The 18,735-nt window shown below is 67.3% G+C and carries 16 protein-coding genes; 10 read left to right on the top strand and 6 right to left on the bottom strand.

Going from position 1 to position 18,735, the window contains the following annotated elements; all coding sequences use genetic code 11:
- Positions 1-101: 101 nt before the first annotated feature.
- Positions 102-392 carry a hypothetical protein gene (locus OG978_RS15315; RefSeq protein WP_326765767.1) on the top strand — a complete coding sequence of 97 codons (291 nt, stop codon included), beginning with the start codon at positions 102-104 and terminating at the stop codon, positions 390-392.
- A 92-nt stretch (positions 393-484) separates the two neighbouring features.
- Entirely contained in the window at positions 485-1,810 is a 1,326-nt protein-coding gene (locus OG978_RS15310; protein ID WP_326765766.1) for a DNA cytosine methyltransferase, read from the top strand.
- Here the strand turns inward: OG978_RS15310 and OG978_RS15305 are convergent.
- The 5 genes from OG978_RS15305 to OG978_RS15285 form a co-directional block, all read right to left on the bottom strand.
- On the bottom strand, positions 1,745-2,221 hold the full coding sequence (locus OG978_RS15305; protein ID WP_442817836.1) for a very short patch repair endonuclease: 477 nt from the start codon (positions 2,219-2,221) through the stop codon (positions 1,745-1,747). The genes OG978_RS15310 and OG978_RS15305 overlap by 66 nt on opposite strands.
- Entirely contained in the window at positions 2,206-3,150 is a 945-nt protein-coding gene (locus OG978_RS15300) for a NaeI family type II restriction endonuclease (protein WP_326765764.1), read from the bottom strand. The genes OG978_RS15305 and OG978_RS15300 overlap by 16 nt, the downstream gene beginning before the upstream one ends.
- A 48-nt stretch (positions 3,151-3,198) precedes the next feature.
- Positions 3,199-6,114 carry a Z1 domain-containing protein gene (locus OG978_RS15295; protein WP_326765763.1) on the bottom strand — a complete coding sequence of 972 codons (2,916 nt, stop codon included), beginning with the start codon at positions 6,112-6,114 and terminating at the stop codon, positions 3,199-3,201.
- A 52-nt stretch (positions 6,115-6,166) separates the two neighbouring features.
- The gene (locus OG978_RS15290) at positions 6,167-7,696 is read right to left on the bottom strand and encodes an ATP-binding protein (protein ID WP_326765762.1); all 1,530 of its coding nucleotides are present in this window, start codon (positions 7,694-7,696) and stop codon (positions 6,167-6,169) included.
- Between the two features lie 153 nt (positions 7,697-7,849).
- A complete protein-coding gene (locus OG978_RS15285) occupies positions 7,850-8,344 on the bottom strand; it encodes a GNAT family N-acetyltransferase (RefSeq protein WP_326765761.1) in 495 nt (164 codons plus the stop codon).
- A 257-nt stretch (positions 8,345-8,601) separates the two neighbouring features.
- Between OG978_RS15285 and OG978_RS15280 the strand changes: the two genes are divergently transcribed.
- A complete protein-coding gene (locus OG978_RS15280; RefSeq protein WP_326765760.1) occupies positions 8,602-12,180 on the top strand; it encodes a hypothetical protein in 3,579 nt (1,192 codons plus the stop codon).
- 274 nt (positions 12,181-12,454) lie between these two features.
- A complete protein-coding gene (locus OG978_RS15275; RefSeq protein ID WP_326765759.1) occupies positions 12,455-12,601 on the top strand; it encodes a hypothetical protein in 147 nt (48 codons plus the stop codon).
- A gap of 46 nt (positions 12,602-12,647) precedes the next feature.
- Here OG978_RS15275 and OG978_RS15270 read toward each other — a convergent pair whose 3' ends face one another.
- Entirely contained in the window at positions 12,648-13,655 is a 1,008-nt protein-coding gene (locus tag OG978_RS15270; RefSeq protein WP_326765758.1) for an SEC-C domain-containing protein, read from the bottom strand.
- On the opposite strand from OG978_RS15270, the gene OG978_RS15265 reads away from it, so the two are divergent.
- The 6 genes from OG978_RS15265 to OG978_RS15240 all read left to right on the top strand — a co-directional run bounded on the left by OG978_RS15265 (position 13,654) and on the right by OG978_RS15240 (position 18,681).
- Positions 13,654-14,535: a class E sortase gene (locus OG978_RS15265; RefSeq protein WP_326765757.1), complete on the top strand. Its 882-nt coding sequence runs from the start codon at positions 13,654-13,656 to the stop codon at positions 14,533-14,535. The two genes, OG978_RS15270 and OG978_RS15265, sit on opposite strands and share 2 nt — an antisense overlap.
- Before the next feature lie 55 nt (positions 14,536-14,590).
- Positions 14,591-14,749, top strand: a complete 159-nt coding sequence (locus tag OG978_RS15260; protein WP_326770038.1) for a DUF3311 domain-containing protein — start codon at positions 14,591-14,593, stop codon at positions 14,747-14,749.
- Positions 14,746-16,293: a sodium:solute symporter family protein gene (locus OG978_RS15255; protein WP_326765756.1), complete on the top strand. Its 1,548-nt coding sequence runs from the start codon at positions 14,746-14,748 to the stop codon at positions 16,291-16,293. The genes OG978_RS15260 and OG978_RS15255 overlap by 4 nt, the downstream gene beginning before the upstream one ends.
- Before the next feature lie 163 nt (positions 16,294-16,456).
- On the top strand, positions 16,457-16,789 hold the full coding sequence (locus OG978_RS15250) for a DUF6412 domain-containing protein (RefSeq protein WP_326765755.1): 333 nt from the start codon (positions 16,457-16,459) through the stop codon (positions 16,787-16,789).
- A gap of 124 nt (positions 16,790-16,913) precedes the next feature.
- The gene (locus OG978_RS15245) at positions 16,914-17,684 is read left to right on the top strand and encodes a YidC/Oxa1 family membrane protein insertase (RefSeq protein WP_326765754.1); all 771 of its coding nucleotides are present in this window, start codon (positions 16,914-16,916) and stop codon (positions 17,682-17,684) included.
- Between the two features lie 136 nt (positions 17,685-17,820).
- Positions 17,821-18,681: a fumarylacetoacetate hydrolase family protein gene (locus OG978_RS15240; RefSeq protein ID WP_326765753.1), complete on the top strand. Its 861-nt coding sequence runs from the start codon at positions 17,821-17,823 to the stop codon at positions 18,679-18,681.
- Positions 18,682-18,735: the final 54 nt, after the last annotated feature.

Genomic DNA, 18,735 nt, shown 5'->3' with positions numbered 1-18,735 from the left:
TGTACGAGCGTGACAGGCACACGTGCCGACGGTGTGGGGTTGGCGCAGCCGAGGCGTGCCCAGGAGAGCCTGACTCGCACGCCCGGCTCACGCTTGGCCATGTGAACCCGCACGCGTCGGGGAGCGGTGCTCACGCAGAGAATCTGATCACTGAGTGTGCGCGGTGCAACGAGCTGGTCAGGAGTCTGACCAGCGTCCAGATCGACTCCGCGCAGGTTTGGGGGCGGGTGAAGGCGCTTCCTCGCTGGAGCAAGCAAGAGCTGTTCGAGTGGATGGAGGCAGACGGCAGGCTTCTGAAGCCAATCGATCAGGCGTGGAGCATGTACCGGCAGTTTCCGGCCGCGATGCGAGACGAGATGCGGCAGAGTCTGCGGGACCTGCTGGAGAGCTGACTGCGCCGGGTGGGATGGGACGAGCGTCGTAAACGTTGTCGGTGGTAGATGCGACACTTGCGTGTCTGTATCAGCCACGCCAGGAGGAGCCGATGACGCTCAGCGACAATACGCCGACCTGGAGCGAGGATCATGTGTTGACCTCGATCGAGATTTGCGCGGGTGCCGGGGGGCAAGCCATCGGTCTCCACGCGGCCGGATTTAAGCACCTTGCGCTCGTTGAAATCGACGAGCATGCCGCGACTACCCTGACGGATAACATTAAGTCTCTCGACGGGTGGAGCTGGGAGCGGGAGCACTGTGACGTCATTAATAATGACGTAAATGAATTCCGTCCGCTGCCTAGCAAGAAATTCCCCGAAGCGGGACTGAAAAAGCCATCCAAGTTTCTTGGTGGCCCTCTCTTGCGTCGCGAGCTTGACTTGCTTGCGGGGGGTGTTCCGTGCCCGCCTTTTTCGCATGCCGGTAAGCAATTGGGGAAGGATGACGAGCGAGATCTCTTTCCTCGGATGCTAGAGCTCGTTGATGAGCTTCGCCCTAAGGCAGTGATGATTGAAAATGTTCGAGGGATTAAGGACGCGAAGTTCGAGGAATATCGCACCTATATCGAAGCGAGGCTTCAGGGTGGTCGGGCTAAGCGGCCCGAGACGGGGCTGGAGGAAGACTTCGAGGGCCTCGACTACAAGGTGTGCAAGTGGGAGGTCCTAGAGGCCAGTGACTTTGGCGTGCCTCAGTTGCGTCCACGAGCTGTTCTTGTGGCTATCCGCAAGGATGTACTCGGTGATCTCGAATTTGTGTGGCCCACTGCAACAGGCGCTCCGAAGAGTGTTTTCGAGGCACTCAGCGACTCTATGGAGGCCAGGTACCAGCCGTACCTGGAAATGGGGGGAGATATCGCGGACGAGGCGCGGAAGTGTCTCGATGATTGGAAAGACAGGGCATCTAAGGCTGCTGCGAACAAGAAGGATGGCGGCATCGCGCCTACACTCGTTGGTGGCTCAAAGAAGCACGGCGGGGCTGACCTGGGGCCGAGTCGCGCAAAGGCATCCTGGAAGCAGCTGGGTGTTTCTGGAATGGGTGTTGCTAACGACTATGAGGAGAGCAAGAAAAAGGGTAGTCGAGGGCGTGACCTATTCCGCCCGGATGGCCCTATGCTGACGGTCGAGCAAGCGGCAATTATTCAAGGGTTTCCGCAAGATTGGAAATTCAGCGGAGGTAAAACCGCCCAGTACCGGCAGGTGGGAAATGCATTTCCCCCGCCTGTCGCTGAGGCAGTGGGGAAGGCGATCGCTGCCGTGCTGCGCGCTGCCCACAAACGCGAAAAGCAGCGCAAGACTGAGACGCAGGATCTGCTACCGGGCCAGAGCGTTCCGTCGCTCGCGGACAGCACTGACGATCGTGAGCGCGCAGGTGTCTGAGTCCTGATGCTCCCAGAAGCGCAGTACCAGCCAGCCGGCCTCAGCGAGGCGCTGGTCAGTGTCACGGTCACGGGCCACGTTCCGTGCCACCTTGTCTGACCAGTACCCAGGGTTGGTTTTGGGCGGGACGTAGTGCTCGGGACAGCCATGCCAGTAGCAGCCGTCAATGAACACCGCGACCTTGGCCGGGCGGAACACCATGTCCGCCGTCCGGCGAAGGTCCGGCAGAGGCTTTGCCGCGACTCGGTAGCGGAGGCCGCTGGCGTGGACGAGCCGGCGGATCAGCCGTTCCGGTTTTGTGTCGCGGCTCCGAATGGCCTGCATGTTCTTCCGCCGTGCGGCTGAGGACGCCCAGGATCCTTCAGGCGGAGTCCAGGCTTCGGGGTCGGACACTGCTAGCCAGCCTTCGATATATCTGGTGCTTGCAAACAGTCTGGCACGTGGCTGGCCACGGGCTTGCTGGCTGAGTCATCTCGAAGCGCAATCCACTCACCGGAGCCGAGAGCGATCCCTCGCGCTGCGGCTTGTTCGCGGGACTCAACCCAGTCACCGCACAGAAGTGTCAGACCTTCCTTGACTGCCTCATCCCGAGCCTGTCGGGCTCGGCGCATAGGGTCGTCCCTGCCCGCTCCGACAGTGAGGATGACGTTCCGGGGAATGATGCGGCCCTCCAAGAAACGGAACATCATCAGCAGTCGCTTCACCTGACCGGGCTTCTTCGCCAGGACCTGCGTGGCCTGGCCCTCGGTCAGGTACCGCAGAGGGTTGATGGGCAGATCTTCCCAGTCGTAAAGCGGGACGCTCCAGTGGGTGCGAGCGTCAACAGCCAGTCCGCGTTTGCCGTCCTTATTGCCCTTGCCCCGGTACAGCCAGGACCGATGTGTCCGGACCAGCCAGGACCTATGGCGGTTCTTCTTCAGCTGAATCTGGGTGCAGATGCATAGTTGGCAGTGTGCTTCTGTCGGGATAGCCCAGTTGTCCCCGACCGTCGCTTTGATGTCTACCGGGGCGCCCGCGATGAGCGTGTCGAGGGGTTTGGCTTTCGGCAGATTGAAGATCCGCAGAACCTCGTACTCCAGCTTCGCGCCAACCGAGGCCCTCTCGCCCGGATGTACGTCGGACGACAGCAGATCGAACCGGCTGGTTCTGCCTCCATCAAGGACATAGTCGATCGAGTTACGGATCGCCTCGGTGTAGAGCAGCCCGACGGGCTGGTCACGGAACCAGCTAAGGACGGCCTGGAGTTCGATGTCATCCTCCGGCCCGCGAAGGACGTGCTCTGGGGCCGTATCCGTATTCGTGCAGATTTCCCCAGGCTTCTGAAGAACAAGCCGTCCCACCCGAAAGCTCCCGATCTCTGGTCCGAGTTCCTGTCGCGCAGATCGTCATTAACCGGCTGTGACGACCGCCTGCCCATCGCGTGATGAATCGATGGTGCGGAAGCGAACGAAGGGTATCTGCTTGGCTGTCTGGCTGACAGCCGGGATAAACGCTGCAGCCATCACGACCTTGGCCGGATCGATATGGCCCTTGGCCACGGCGCCGGCGGGTGTGTCAAGCGTGGGGTCGACCACTGGATAGAGCAGCAAGACACCCCGCCGCTGCTGGTGGAACCGGGTGGCAAAGGGGTCTTCCTCGCTCAGCGGATGCAGGCCGGCGATGCGTTCGGCGGACTGGCGGTGTGCCATGCCAGAGATACGGTTGAAGACGCCGCGGGCGTTGCGCTTGCGCTGGACGAGAGTGAGCGGAGGGGAGCCCGCGATCCGTGCTTCCACGCTTGTGCGGCCGGAAGTCTGCGGGAGCACAAGGACCCAGTCGTCGGTCGCGCACCCGGTGTCGCTGGGGTCCTTGAGATACGCGAGGTGAGGAGCAAAGAGGTCTGGGCGACCCCAGGTGAGTCTGCTCATGATGTCCAGCAGCTGACTGTGGGGGAGAACAGTGGTCTTCGCTGGGTAGCGCGTGTAGCCGCCTCGGTCATCTTCGGAGAGGGTGACGAAGACAGCCGGGTCTGTGTCCAGCGACTCAAGCGCCGGCAGCCACACCTCCGAGTTGTGCCGCAGATCTGCCCCGTCCGTCGGGTACGCCGTCGGCTCCACCCACTGGCCCGGTGACCGGATCTCGACCAGTTCCGCGTTGAACATCTTGTTGCGGCCGCTCGGCTTGATCCACGGGAGGTGCTGGGAGACCAGGGGCGGGATCTGGGCGGGGGTCACCTGTGGTTGGCCGTCGATCAGTTCCGCGTATCGCGAGAGCTGGGAGCGGAAGGTCTCCTCGTCGCGGCAGATCGCCTCGAAGGCCTCGTACAGGTCGACCGTCCGGGTCTTCGTCAGCGGTTCCTCGCGGCCTATGTAGAGGCGGACCAGGTCGCGGTAGCCGGGGCGGAAGCCGAACCAGCGGCCCATCTGCATCAGGGTGTCGGCCTGGCGGGTGGTGCGGCGGTAGTAGGTGACGGTGAGGCCCTCGACCGTGAAGCCGCGGGAGAGCTTCGTGCCACCGACCAGGATCTTCCAGACGTTCGGGGTCCGGTCGAAGTCCAGGTCGATCTGGGAGAAGTAGCGGTCCGTGTCGCCGTTGACGACCACGACCGGGTTGCCGCCCGCGTTGATCAGCTGGCGGGCGCGGGAGACATACGGGCGCAGGTCGGCGTAGGCGGACGGGGTCGGGAGGCCGTCGTCCGCGTGGCGGGCGAAGTCGTCGGCGAGCAGCTTCTCCAGGCGGGCGTGGCCCTCGTGGGAGGTGTAACCCGCGCGGTGCCACTGGGTGTTGATGCGCAGCGCCAGGTCCGCGTGGTCGTCCATCTTCACCGATTCGTGCACCAGCATCGTGTGGTGGCGGAACGGGCCCGCGGGCACTCCGCGGTCGGCGCGGTACAGCTTCAGCGCGCCGGTGAGGACGAACGCGTCCATCGCCTCCTGGAGGCGGTCGCCCGTGTCGTCGTAGATGCCGCGTACGTGGGTTTCCTCGGCCGCTCCCTCGCCGTCCAGGTCGTGGAAGTCCTGCACGCCCATGTAACCGACGGGGCGCGGCAGGGAGATGAGGAAGTCGCGCGGGAAGATGTCCTCGCCGTCGCTCGGGTCGATGAAGACGTTCGCGAACGGGGTGGCGGTGTAGCCGACGTACTGTGCGCGCGGGAGCAGGCCGAGAAGCTCGGAGATCAGACCGTTGATCGCCGTGCGCTGTGTCTGGCCCGATTCCCATTTCTTCGGGTCGGACGTGTTCACGGAGGCCTGGTCGGACTCGTCGTCGATGATCAGGGTGGGGATCTCGCGGAGGATCGGGCCGATCTTCCTGAGGTCCTTCACCAGGTTCGTCAGGACGGACTTGTTCTTCTTGACGACCATGACGCGGGCGGCCGCGCGGTGCAGGTTGTCGGGGACGTACAGCGGCAGGTGCTTTTCGCGCTTCTCGATCTCCAGGGCCCCGATGCCCTGCCGGAGGCTGCGGTAGTCGTCGTCCCGGGTGGTGAGGCGCTCGATGTTGAACGGGCGGTGACCGTGGCTGACGAACTTCGCCGGCCAGTCCTCGTCGTCCTGGTAGTCGATGCCGACCAGGGCGTCCGGGTCCGACGGGTCGGCGCCGCGCAGGATGTTCTCCTGACCGATCAGCTCCATGTCCAGACGCCGCTGGGTCTGGCCCCGCAGGAGGTTCAGGGTGCCGCCGAGGACGATGACCAGGCGGTAGCCCGCGTCGATGGCCTTCGCCGCGACGCCGGTGAAGTTGGCGGTCTTACCGGACTGGACGTAGCCCACGACCAGGCCCCGGGCACCGTACGCCTGGGTGCGGGTGGGGTCGGAGAGGCGTTCCACCACGGCGTGACTGGCCTCGTCGAGGCTGGAGACCGCGGCGTCCGACCAGCCCTTGCGGCGCAGGAGTTGCTCGTAGGAGTTCCAGTAGAAGGAGCGGGCGGCCGCGGTGTCACGCGAGTACCAGGACGTGAACTCCTCGCTGATGACGGTGGGGCCCGGCTCCTTGAAGACCGGGACCGCCCCGTCGAGCGCCTTGCGCAGATCGGCGCCGAAGCCGAGGCGGTTGTACGTGTCCGTGCGGCGGGCGTCCGTGCGGGGCGGGGCAGTGGACCAGTCGGCCTGTTCCGCCAGGTCCCAGGAGGTCAGGGTGCGGTGCCAGAGCGCGGTGAGCTCGTCGCCGGGACCGGCGGCGACGATCCGGTCCCGGAAGTGGCTCAGCTCCGTGTCGGCGGGCTCGTCGGCCTCGGAGAGGACGAAGGCCAGCTTGGTGAAGTGCTTGGGACCGCGCCGCATCGCGCCCAGGACGTCGCCGTGCAGGTTGAACAGGTGGTCGGCCATGGCAGGGGGGTGGCTTCCTCGGGAGGGCGGGTGAAGGACGGCGGATCGGTGGTCAGCGCGAGAGTTCGCAGCGCGCCGCCGTCACCAGGACGCTGTTCCACAGCGCGACGTTGTCGGTGTGGACGGCCCGGACCCGCTCCTTCTGGAAGATCTCGTTGACCATGAGATAGAGCATGCTCTTCATCACCGGCGCGTCGTTCAGGCCGCCGCGACGGCCACCGTTGAAGACCTGCCGGTACTCCTTGTTGAGCTTCACCTCCCGTTCCTCCCGGTCGAGTTCGAAGAACACGTCCGAGGGCAGTGTGTCCCAGCGGAAGGCGATCGGGTCCTCGCCGTCGAGCTCCGGCAGTTCGTCGCGCAGCGTGCGCCTGAGCTTCGGATCGATGCCCTTGCCGGCCGGGAGGACGGCCTTGCGCTGCGGTTCGGTGGCGCGCCGGGCGGCTTCCCGGTACGTGGTCTCCGCTTCCTGGAGGTACGTACCGAAGGTGTGTCCGGCCCCGTCCGTGGCCTGTTCCAGGCCGCGCGCGAAGGCCGGGGTGACGGTCACGCCGTCCTTCTTCACCGTGAGGCTGAAGACGTCGTTCGGCTCGTTCGGCAGATCGACGGCGATCCGGGCGAGGGCGTGGTGGCCCTCCGCGCTGCGGGTGCTGTTCCAGCCGCCTGCCTGGACCAGGCGGTCGTTGCGGTAGATGTAGAAACCCTGGCGCTCGGCGAGCGGACCGATGCCGCGGAAGCTGACCAGGGGCGACTTCGGCGGCCAGATGTGTGCGGTCAGCGCCACCTCGCCGACGCCCTCGACCGGTGCGGTGTACGTACGGGGGTAGCCGGCCCGGCCGGGCACGCGGTAGCCGAAGGGGTCGATGGGCTCGACACCGCGGTGGTCCAGCTCCTCCTTGGTCCGTACGTCCTCGACGACGATGTCGATGTTGAAGTCGTCGCGGGCGAGGAAGCGGTGCAGGTGGAGCCCGAGGTGGGTCTCCAGCTTCTCGATCGCGTCGTTGAGGAAGCGGTCGGCCTGGCCGGTGGTGACGGTGTCGAAGGCGCGGACCCGGTCCCAGCGGACGATCGTGCCGTGCCACTGGATCAGACCGTCGTAACGGTCGACCAGGTCCTGGCAGTAGCCCGGGTCGACGATGTCGCACGTGAAGTCGGCCTGGGCCCGCGCGGTCAGCCAGCGGCGGCCGGTCGACGGGCTCCGCTTGGTCCGGCTGATGACGGTGAGGGAGTCGGCGTGGGAGAGCGAGGCGGCCTTGAGGCCCGCGCCGAAGTGGCCGAGCGCCGTGTCGGAGTACCCCTCGCGGCCGCCGACCGTCATGGCCGTGTCCAGGGCCTCGTCGTTCATGCCGCATCCGTCGTCGATGACGAGGAGGCTGACGAGACGGTCCTCGTCCCGGAGGAAGCTCACCACGACGTTGCGGGCGCCCGCGTCGATCGAGTTGTCGACGAGGTCCGCGATGGCCGCCTCGAAGCCGTAGCCCTGATGCGTCAGCGATTCGACGTAGCGGGCAGCGGGCGGGAGCCGCTTGCTGCCGGACGTCGGGATCTCGAACTGCCAGTCGGACGAGGGCTGGTAGGGCGGCATGAACACTTCCTCGCGCACACAGGGCTGAGACCTGCGTGGGGAGGTGTGGCCCTGGGATGGGTAGTTGGAATGTGATGATATTGCAAAGGTAGGACAGAGGGGAATCCGGTTGACAAAAGCGCTGCCCGTGGTCGGTTGGACCGTCGCTCCGCGTCAGACCTGACGCACTGTACTGCGTACGTAACCGAGCCCCGGCTGCCCGCTCAGTTGGACCTCCTCTCCCGTGGGGACGAAGCCCGCGCGGGTCAGGACCGTGCGGGAGGCCGTGTTGTCGAGGGCGGCTGCCGCGCGGAGTGTGGTCAGGCCGTAGTCGGTGGCTGCCAGGGTGCAGAGGTGGAGGACGGTGGCCGTGGCCAGGCCCCGGCGGGTGGCCTTCTCGGCCACGCGGAAGCCCAGCTCGGCGGAGCCGTCCGCGACGTCGACCAGGTTGAAGCGGCCCAGTACCTCGCCGTCCGGGTCGACCAGTAGGTGGAAGTGGCAGAGCCCGGCGGCCTGTTCGGAGAGCAGGGCGTCGAGGCGGGCGGCGAAGTCGGTGAAGTAGGCGTCGCCCCGGTCCGGTACGGATGCGGCGAAGTACGTGCGGTTCTCCTGCTCGAAGGTGAGCAGGGCGGGTGCGTGGTCGGGGCGGAGGCGCTGGAGTTCGGGCATGGCAGAACCATATGGATTCCGGGGCGTTGGGTGGATTTCTTTTGTTGGCGAGGCTCCGGGAGGGGTGGTGGCTGCGTCGCTTTCGGAGGTGTGCGCCTCCGTGTTCCCGTTCGTGCAGTGAGGGTGCCCGTTGGGGCAAGTCCGGTGTTTGGTAATGGAGTTGCTCTTCCTTAGGCCCTTCCGGGCTTCGTATGTTTCTCCTTGGTGTGTTGGGCCGACACGGCGGAGTACGCGGTAGCGACGGGCCGGGAGGGCGGATGAAGGCGGTTCCGGAGAAGGGTCCCGCCTCTGACCGTCCCGGCGGTGCTTCCCCTCGCACGGATGGCCCGCGTACGGATGGCCCGCGTACGGATGTCTCCCGTACGACGACCGCACCCGAGCGCCCACCGGGCGACCGCGCCGTTCCCGACCGCCGCAGCGTGCAACGCCTGCAGCGCGCGGCGGGCAATGCGGCCGTGTCGCGTTTGGTCGCGCAGCGCTATACCGCCCCGGTGAAGCCGTCTCCGGCGCAGGCGCCCGGTTTCCGCAAGGTCAAGTCGGACGTGGCGGCGAAGAAGGTCCGCCTGGCTCACCACGCGCCTGCTGCCACGGAGTCGAAGTCGGCGCAGGATGCGGCCGTCGCGCCTCCGGATGACAAGGAGGCGCAGGGCAAGGCGGCGAACGCGGAGAAGATGAACGCGGCGAAGCCGGGTGAGTTCAACAAGCAGGCGTTCATCGACGCGGTGAACAAGGCGATCGACGCGCAGGCGCCGAAGAATCTCGACGACGCCGACAAGTTCTCCAAGTCCGGTAAGGCGGACAAGGTCAAGGCGGAGGTCGACGGGAAGGTCTCGGACGGCAAGGATTCCTCGGCCAAGGACATCGACACGGCGACGAAGGCCCCGCCGGACACGTCGGCGGCCAAGGACAAGCCCGTCACGCCGATGTCCCCGGACCAGGCGCCCGCCAATCCGGGCGCCCCGTCCGCGGCGGACGCGGTTCCGGACAAGCAGCCGGCTGCGGTCACGGACTTCTCGCAGGGCCCGGCCGCCAATGACCAGGCGATGGCGGACGCGGAGGTCACCGAGGACCAGCTGGCCAAGGGCAACGAACCGGAATTCGATCAGGCTCTCTCGGTGAAGAAAACCGCCGAGACCGATTCCGCGAAGGCTCCCGCGAAGGGCAAGGCGGCAGAGGCCCAGCAGTTGAACGCGGCGAAGGCGGGGGCTGCGGCCTCCGGCGCCCAGGCCATGAACGCGCTGACCGCGACCCGTACGTCTGCGGGGAAGCAGGTCGACGGGGGCAAGGGCGAGACGAAGTCGAAGGATGAGAAGAAGCGCGCCGAGGTAACGGCGAAGCTCCAGAAGGTCTACGACGGCACGAAGAAGGACGTCGAGGAGACCCTGTCCGGCCTGGACAAGAAGGTCGACGACAAGTTCACCTCGGGCGAGAAGGCGGCCCGGGACGCGTTCACCGCCGACCACAAGCGCCGAATGAAGGCGTACAAGGACAAGCGGTATTCGGGCTGGACGGGCAAGGCGCGCTGGGTCAAGGACAAGTTCGCGGGCCTGCCCGAGGAGGCCAACAACCTTTACCAGGAGGCCCGCAAGCTCTACGTGGCGAAGATGCAGACCGTCATCTCGTCCGTGGCCGACATCATCGGCGCCGAGCTCGGCAGGGCGAAGGCCCGCATTGCGAAGGGCCGCACCGAACTCAAGGCCGAGGTCGGCAAGCTCCCCGCAGACCTGCGTCAGTTCGGTGAGGATGCGGCGAAGGACTTCGCGGGGAAGTTCGACGACCTGGAAGCCACGGTCAACGAGAAGTCCGAGCAGCTCGTCCAGGATCTCGCCCAGAAGTACACCGCCGCCCTGAACAAGGTCGACGAGGAGATCAAGAAGCTCCAGGAAGCCAACAAGGGGCTGATCGACAAGGCGAAGGACGCGATCGTCGGCGTCATCAAGACGATCAACGAGCTGAAGAACCTCCTGCTCGGGATCCTCGCCAAGGCCGCCTCCGCGATCATGAAGATCATCAAGGACCCCATCGGGTTCCTCGGCAACCTCGTCAAGGCGGTCGGCGCCGGCCTCAACCTCTTCATCACCAACATCGCCACCCACCTCAAGACCGGCGTCGTGTCCTGGCTGCTGGGCACCGCGGTCAAGGCGGGTCTCGAACTCCCGCAGAAGTTCGACCTCAAGGGCGTCATCCAGCTCATCGCCTCCCTCCTCGGCCTGACCTGGGACAACATCCGCGCCCGCATCACCCGCAAGGGCATCCCCGACCAGGCGATGACGGCCGTCGAGTCCTCCGTGCCCGTCGCCCAGACCCTCGCCCGCGAGGGCCCCGCCGGCGCGGTGAAGGAAATCACCGAGGAGGCCGGCGACCTCAAGGCCACCATCCTGGAGAAACTCACCAGTTACCTGATACCGACCGTCATCATCGCCGGGATCACCTGGATCATCTCCCTCCTCAACCCCGCCTCCGCGTTCGTCCGCGCGGTCAAGGGAATCATCGACATCGTCACGTTCATCGTGAACCAGGGCGCCCAGATCGTTGAGTTCGTCAACGCCGTCCTGGACGCGGTGATCGCCATCGCCAACGGCGGTTCGGCAGGCGTCCCGAAGATGGTCGAAGCCGCCCTCGCCGCCAGCGTCCCCCTCCTGATCGGCTTCCTCGCCTCACTCCTCGGCATCGGCTCCCTCGCCAACAAGGTCAAATCCGTCTTCCACGCCGTCGCCAAACCCGTCAACCGCGCCATCGACAAAATCGTGAGCTTCATCGTCAAAAAGGGCAAAGCCCTCTGGAACAAGCTCAAAGGGAAAGACGGAAAAGACGGGAAGGGTGACGACAAGAAGCCCGGACAGGACAAGAACAATGACAAGGGGAATGAGCGGCAGGCCATCGCCGAGTCGTCGAAGCTTCTTGCCAAGAACCCTGCCAAGGCGGATGCCCTCGACAGGATTTCCGTGATCGCCAGGCGGAACAAGGTCCCGTCGCTCCGCCTGGTCAGCGAGAGCAGGACGGACCACTGCGAGAAGGTGCACGTTCAGACGATGACCACCCCGAGCTACCAGCTCGGGCCGGCGCCGCCGTATGTGGCGCACTCTCTCGGTCAGCTCATCAACGTGTTCCAGAACATGTCCGACGACGATCTGTGGCGCTACTCCTTGGAGCAGAATCGTTTCCATCCTGCCGAGAACGCGAATGATTCCGCTGTGCGCGCAGAGCATGCGCGGAGAAGGCTGCGCTCCAAGCACAACCTGGACCGGCCTTTCCTCGATGCCGTGCTCAGCGTTCACGACGGCTTGCAACCGCGGTTCAACACGCTGCGCGGAGAAGAGGGGCTCGGCGGCCACACCTATCAGAAGCACATCAAGGGCAAGGGCTATCTCGCAGGGTTCACCATCTCCAACGGCCGTACGGTCACCGGAGCCAAGGCCGCGCTCGCCGTACGTCTGATAGAGGGGTATCCCGGAGAAGGAGTTCCGCCCCGCTCCAGCTATTTCGAAAGTCTCTCGGAGGCGGATGGGGCGATTTCGGGGTGGCTGCACGGGAATTGGCGCAGCTCGATCAGATACATGGTCGCCAAGGGCGGGAACCCCGCGCCGAACTTCCCGTCCGGAGTCGGGTTCGCCCTGGTGCTCAACAGTGCGGTGCCGGGCGCGGGAAACAAGCTCCCGCGATGGCTCGGCGGCACCTATCGGGGCCCTCTGTACCCGGGTGACCAGCGTGCCGAGCGTCCGGGTCTGCCGCCTCTCACCGTCGCTGAGGGATCTTCGCGAGTTCTGGTGGTAATACGTAGCGATACGGGCATCCCGCAAGGCTGGTACATCCACACGTCTTACCCGAATAAGTGACAATTGACCGGGCAGGTGTTTTCTGGTGCCACCGAGAAAGCGTCGCAACAAGCAAGTGGAGGAGTACAGGTCTCCGGGCGATCCATACACCGGAAACTCGCCCGGAATCGAATGCTTCATCTCGTGGCTACGGGTCTACTGCCTGGACACCTCCACAGACGAGGCACGCGCCTCCTGGCGTGCGATGGTCAGCCGGAGTCCGGATCAGGCGGCCGATGAGCTCCGGTGCATCACGGCCGTGGCGGACAACCCACCGGCCGATCTGGTTCCGGTCATGAAGCAGTACGGATCCGTCTATCTCTACCGCAAGAAGAAACACGTCCGTGTGCCGTTCAGCGACGCGGAGTATGTCGAATGGCTGCGAGGCATGGTGCACGATTTCCGCGAAATCGCGGAGGGAGCGGGCCTGGGGCCGCGTTGAGCAACACGCGTGCTCGACGCGGCCCCAGGCGCCCCGTGCTGATGCTTCACTCGCCGCCGTGGCACTCCCGGTACGCCCGCCCCGAGCCGCACCAGCAGGCCGCGCTGCGGGCCGGGGGCCAGGGGATTGCGCGGCCGCGGGCGGCGAGGGTGGTGGCGTACTGGGGGAGGAGGTCCGGGTCGGCCGGGGACGCGGCCTCCGAGGCGGCGAAGGCCTCGTACGACGGGACCGTGCCGGTCACGATGCCGAGGTTCGGGGTGCCGGCCTGGTGGAGGTCGCGGAGGGCGGCCTCCAGGCGGGCCAGGTGGTCGGGGTGGGAGGGGTACTCGCCGCGCAGGTCCGGGTAGGCGGTGAGGAGTTCGGCGAGTTCGGCGGCCGGCCAGTGCAGCACCGCGACCGGGAACGGCCGGGACAGCGCGGTGCGGTACGTGCCCAACTCGGCGCGGAGGCGGGTGATCTCGGCCTGGAGCTCGCCCGGGTCCGAGGAGCCCAGCGACCACACGCGCTTCGGGTCGTGGAGCTCGTCCAGCGGGACGGCGGCGGTGTGGAGGGTGTCGGCCAGCTCGTCCCAGGCGTCGTGGTCGACGCCCATCAGTCTGCGCACCCGGTGGCGGCCGAACAGCAGCGACTGGGTGGCGTACGGGACCTCCTCGCCCGGCGCCAGGAGCAGCGTCAGCGCGGTCGAGAAGTAGTCGTGGGCCGCTTCGAGCTCGTCGTGGGCTTCGAGGGTCTCGGCCGCGATCTCCCAGGGCCCCGGGTCGAGCGGGCCCGCGGCACGGATGCCTTCGATGATCGCGCGGGCCTCCGCCTCGTGGCCGTACTCCCACAGGTTGGCCGCGTTGAGGGCCTTGACCAGGTGCGGGTGGTCGAGTTCGAGGTCGGGGGAGCCGAGGAGTTCGTCGTAGAGGGTGGTGGCGCGGGCGCGGTCGCCGGCGAGTTCCAGATGGGCCGCGGCCTGGAGGAGCAGCGGCTCACGGTCCTCGGGGTACCGCGCCGCGGCGCGCAGCAGGCGCTCGGCTTCGGTGGTGTGGTCGGCAGGCGTGTCGGGGCGCATGAACCACACCGTACTGCTGTACGGCTCCGGGGCGGAGGGTTGGTTCCAGGCCTGGAGAGTTACCGGCCATGGGCCTATCGTGCGGGCCGTGCGGGAGCGGATACCGGTTGTGGTGCAGCGGAACTCGCGAGGGCGGAGGGTCGCCGCGCGCGGGCTCTGGACGGGTGCCGAGTTGGTGGTGACCCTCGGCGTCGTCCTGTTGTTGCTCGTTGTTCATCAGCTGTGGTGGACCAACCGGCAGGCCCGCGCCGGAGCCGAGCATCAGGTGCGGGCTCTTCAGCGGGAGTGGGGGGAGGAGCGCGGGGGAGTGGCCGACGGTGATCCCGGGGGTGGCCACGATGAGTCGGGCGAGCCAGGTGGGTCGGGTGAGTCCGGTGGTTCCGGTGGTCCGTCGGGCGGGGGCCGTGCCGTGCACTCCGCGCCCCGCTGGGACCAGGCGTACGCCGTCATCCGCATCCCCCGGCTCGGGCTCGTCGCGCCCGTCGCGCAGGGCGTCGGCAAGAGCGGCGTACTCGACAAGGGGTACGTCGGGCACTACCCGCGCACCGCGCAGCCCGGCCAGGCCGGGAACTTCGCGCTCGCCGGGCACCGCAACACGCACGGCGAGCCCTTCAGGTACATCAACCGGCTGCGGCGCGGGGACCGGATCGCGGTCGAGACCCGGGACGCCGTGTACACGTACACCGTCGACCGGACGCTCGCGCGGACGAGTGCGCGCGACAGCGGTGTCATCGCCGCCGTCCCGCGCAGCAACGTGAAGCCGTACGCCGGGTACACCACGGCCGGTTCCTATGTGACGCTCACTACCTGCACGCCCGAATTCACCTCTCGGTACCGGCTTGTCGTATGGGGAAAACTCATGGATGTCCGGTCGCGGTAGCGGCGTCGCACTAAGGTTCCCTGACGTGCTCAGACGACGTCCGCAGTTGTTGTGGTTGCTGGTCCCCTACGTGCTCTACCTGGGGGTGCTGCCGCTCGTGAACCGGGTCGACCCGGTGATTCTCGGGCTGCCGTTCCTCTTCGTGTGGCTGCTCGGGGCGACCCTGCTGACCCCCGTCGCCGTATGGCTGACCCGGCGGGGGGACCGCCGGTGAACGCCGCCGTCGCGACCTCCGTCTTCGGGGTCTTCATGGTCGCCACCGTCGCCCTCGGGCTGCTCGCCACGCGCGGGCGGCGGAAGGGGAACGGGGAGAGTGGCGGGCTCGCCGAGTGGTCTGTGGGCGGGCGCAGCCTCGGGACCGTCTTCATCTGGGTACTGATGGCCGGCGAGGGCTACACCAGCTTCAGCTACCTCGGCGCCGCGGGATGGGGCTACAACTACGGGGCGCCGGTGCTCTACGTGGTGGCGTACATGTCCTGCGGATACGCCATCGGCTACGTCGTCGGACCGATGCTCTGGGCGTACGCGCGCAAGCACGGGCTCGTCGGGATCACCGACATGGTGGCGCACCGCTTCGGACGGCCCTGGCTCGGTGCGCTCGTCGCCGTCCTCGCGACCGTCTTCCTGCTGCCGTACATCCAGCTCCAGATCACCGGCATGGGCGTGGTCGTCTCGACCATCTCCTACGGTGCCATCAGCCTGAATTGGGCCTATTTCATCGCCTTCGCCGTCACCACCGGGTTCGTCGTGGTGAGCGGGCTGCGCGGCAGCGCGTGGGTGTCCGTGCTCAAGGACGTCCTCGTGATCGCCACGCTCGGCTTCCTCGCCATCTACGTACCGATGCACTACTTCGACGGGTACGGACCCTTCCTCGACCGGATCGTCACCGAGAAGAGCGAGTGGCTGACCTTCCCCGGGCACGGGGACAGCGGGCTCGGACAGGCCTGGTTCATCACCACTTCGTTCCTCAACTCGCTCACCGTGGTGATCTTCCCGACGACCGTCGCGGGCTACCTCGGCGCGAAGAACGCCGACGTGCTGCGCCGCAACGCGATGCTGCTGCCCGCCTACAACGTGCTGCTCTTCGTGCCGATGCTGCTCGGCATGGCGGCCCTCTTCGTCGTGCCGGGGCTCGTCGGCGCCGAGTCCAACCTGGCGCTCTTCAAGCTGGTCGTGGACTCGCTGCCGGCCTGGGCGGTCGGCGTCATCGGTGTGGCGGCGGCGCTGTCCTCGATCGTGCCGATGGCCGTCTTCATGCTGGTCATCGGCACGATGTGGGGGCGCAGTGTGCTCTCGCTCGTACCGCGTTGGGAGCGGCGGCAGAAGGGCGCCGCGCAGGTGGTCGTCGTGGTCGCGGGGAGCCTCGCGCTGCTGCTCACGTACACCGCTCCGAACACCCTGGTGCGGCTCTCCCTCATTTCGTACGAGGGAATGGCGCAGCTGCTCCCCATGGTGCTGCTGGGGCTGATGTGGCGGCGGCTGACCCTGCTCGGGGCGATGAGCGGTCTGGTCGTCGGCGTGGGTGTGGTGTGCGGGTTCGTGTTCACGGAGAACGATCCGGTGTGGGGGGTGAACGCGGGCATCGTGGCGCTCGGCGCCAACCTCGTCGTCGCGCTCGCCGTGACGTACGCGGGGCCGCGCGAGCGCGACGAGCGGCCGGACGACGAGGTGCTCGCGCGGGACGAGCTCCGGAGCCCGGAACGGGAGGCGGAACGGGAGGTGGAACGCGACAGCGCTCCCGTGGGAACGGGTCACTGACCGACGCCGGGCGGACGGGGCTGCCGGACCCATCGTGTATCCGGTCCCATCGCTCGTGTGTCCGGTCCCATCGCGTATTCGGTCCCATCGTGTATAACGGCTGGAGAGCATCAGGCGCGCGTGTGTGCGAACGGCACGGGTCAGGGGAAGAGGGGAGGGGCCGATGAACGGTGACGTGAGCCGGTTGCGCAATGGCCTCGCCCGGCTGCTCCGCCCCGCCGGGCTGCTGCTCTTCCTCATCACCGAAGTCCTCCTCGCCGAGGGCGGCAGCCTCTCCGCCGCGGTCGCGCTCGCCGCGACCGCCGCCGCCGGCTCCGCGCTCGCCGTGGCCTCGGTCATCAGCGCCCGCTGCGCCGCCCCGGTGCCCCGCACCCGGGTCCGCACCGCCATCCGCGACCGGGAGAAACGCACCGCGTTCCTTCCGCAGAGAGACCCGGACGCCAAGGGGCGCAGGCGCCCCCGAGCCCCCGGCCGCGCCCTTCCGACGGCCGCGTAGGGGCTCGCAGCAGTAGCAAGCAGCAGCAGCCACCCCAGCGGGTGCCCCATGGGCGCCCCGCGCGGCCCGTCATGCCGAGTCCGTACTTCCTCCCGGCACGACGAGACCCTCGGAGGGCTCACCCATGTCCGTCTTCATGTCCGCATTCGCCGACCTGGTCGGCGCGCTGGCCGATGCACTGCACCCGCTCTTCCAGACCGCGTCCACCGCCGCCGCCATCGTGCTGTTCACCGCGCTCGTACGGCTCGCCGTGCACCCCCTGTCGCGGGCCGCGGCGCGGGGGCAGAAGGCCCGCACCAGGCTCCAGCCGCAGATCGCCGAGCTGCGCAAGAAGCACGGCAAGAACCCCGAGCGCATGCAGAAGGCGCTCATGGAACTGCACAGGGAGGAGAAGGTCTCGCCGCTCTCCGGCTGCCTGCCCAGCCTGCTGCAGATGCCCGCCTTCTTCCTGCTCTACCACCTCTTCTCCAGCCAGAAGATCGGCGGCGAACCCAACGCGCTGCTCGGCCACCAGCTCTTCGACGCCCCGCTCGGTGAGCGCTGGCACGACGCGCTCGCGCACGGCGGGCTGTTCGGCGCGCAGGGACTGGTCTACCTCGGCCTGTTCGCGATCGTCGCCGCCGTGGCCACGTTCAACTTCCGGCGTACGAAGCGGCAGATGGCCGCCAACCCCGTCACCCCGGCCACCGGCCCCGACGGACAGCCGGTGCCCGGCATGGGCGCGATGACGAAGCTGATGCCGCTGATGTCCTTCGCCACCCTCTTCACCGTGGCCGTCGTCCCGCTCGCCGCCGCGCTGTACGTCGTCACGAGCACCACCTGGACCGCGATCGAGCGGGCCGTCCTGTACCGCGACATGCCGGCCGCCGGAGCCGCCATGGCCACCGCGGCGTAATCGGGGCAGCTGGTGCGCCGGTCCAGAGTGTGAACAGGGTCTTGCAGAGTGATCGGACGTCTTGGACGATCGGACAAGCCTGCGATGGCCGCCACCCATCCGACGGGCCCGATCTCGACCAGAGGGAGACAGACCGTTGAAGCTGCTTCGTGTGGGTACGGCAGGCGCGGAACGACCGGCGCTGCTGGACGGGAACGGAACCCTGCGCGACCTGTCGGGAATCGTCACCGACATCGACAGCGCCCTGCTCGCCGACGAGTCGGCGCTCGCCCGGGTACGGGCCGCCGCGGCCGCGCCCGGCGAGCTGCCCGAGCTCGACGCCGAGGGGCTGCGGGTCGGGCCGCCGCTCGCCCGGATCGGCAAGATCGTGTGCATCGGGCTGAACTACCACGACCACGCCACCGAGACCGGTGCGGCGATACCCACCGAGCCGATCCTGTTCTTCAAGGCGCCGGACACCGTCGTCGGGCCCGAAGACACGGTGCTGGTGCCGCGTGGCAGCGTCAAGACCGACTGGGAGGTGGAGCTCGCGGTCGTCATCGGGCGCACCGCCCGCTACCTGGAATCCGCCGAGGAGGGGCTCGCGCACGTCGCCGGATACGCGACCGCGCACGATGTCTCCGAGCGCGAATTCCAGATCGAGCGCGGCGGCACCTGGGACAAGGGCAAGAACTGCGAGACGTTCAACCCGCTGGGGCCGTGGCTGGTGACGGCGGACGAGATCGCCGACCCGCAGGCGCTGCCGCTGAAGCTCTGGGTCAACGGCGAGCTGAAGCAGGACGGCACGACGGCCGACCAGATCTTCCCGGTGGGCGAGGTGGTCCGGTATCTGAGCCACTTCATGACGCTGTACCCGGGCGATGTGATCAACACCGGCACGCCGGCCGGGGTCGCCCTCGGTCAGCCGGAGCCCAAGCCGTATCTGCGGGCCGGGGATGTCGTGGAGCTGGAGATCGCCGGGCTGGGGCGGCAGCGGCAGGAGCTCAAGGACGCGTAGCGGTTGGGGCGGGGCGGTCGCCGGGTGTGTCCGGGGGCCGCCCCGCCCGCGCGT

It is taken from the genome of Streptomyces sp. NBC_01591 (assembly GCF_035918155.1).
In the GTDB taxonomy this organism is placed as follows: domain Bacteria; phylum Actinomycetota; class Actinomycetes; order Streptomycetales; family Streptomycetaceae; genus Streptomyces.
The sequence above is the reverse complement of the archived record's forward strand: the minus strand, read 5'-3'. Positions and strand labels throughout refer to the sequence as shown.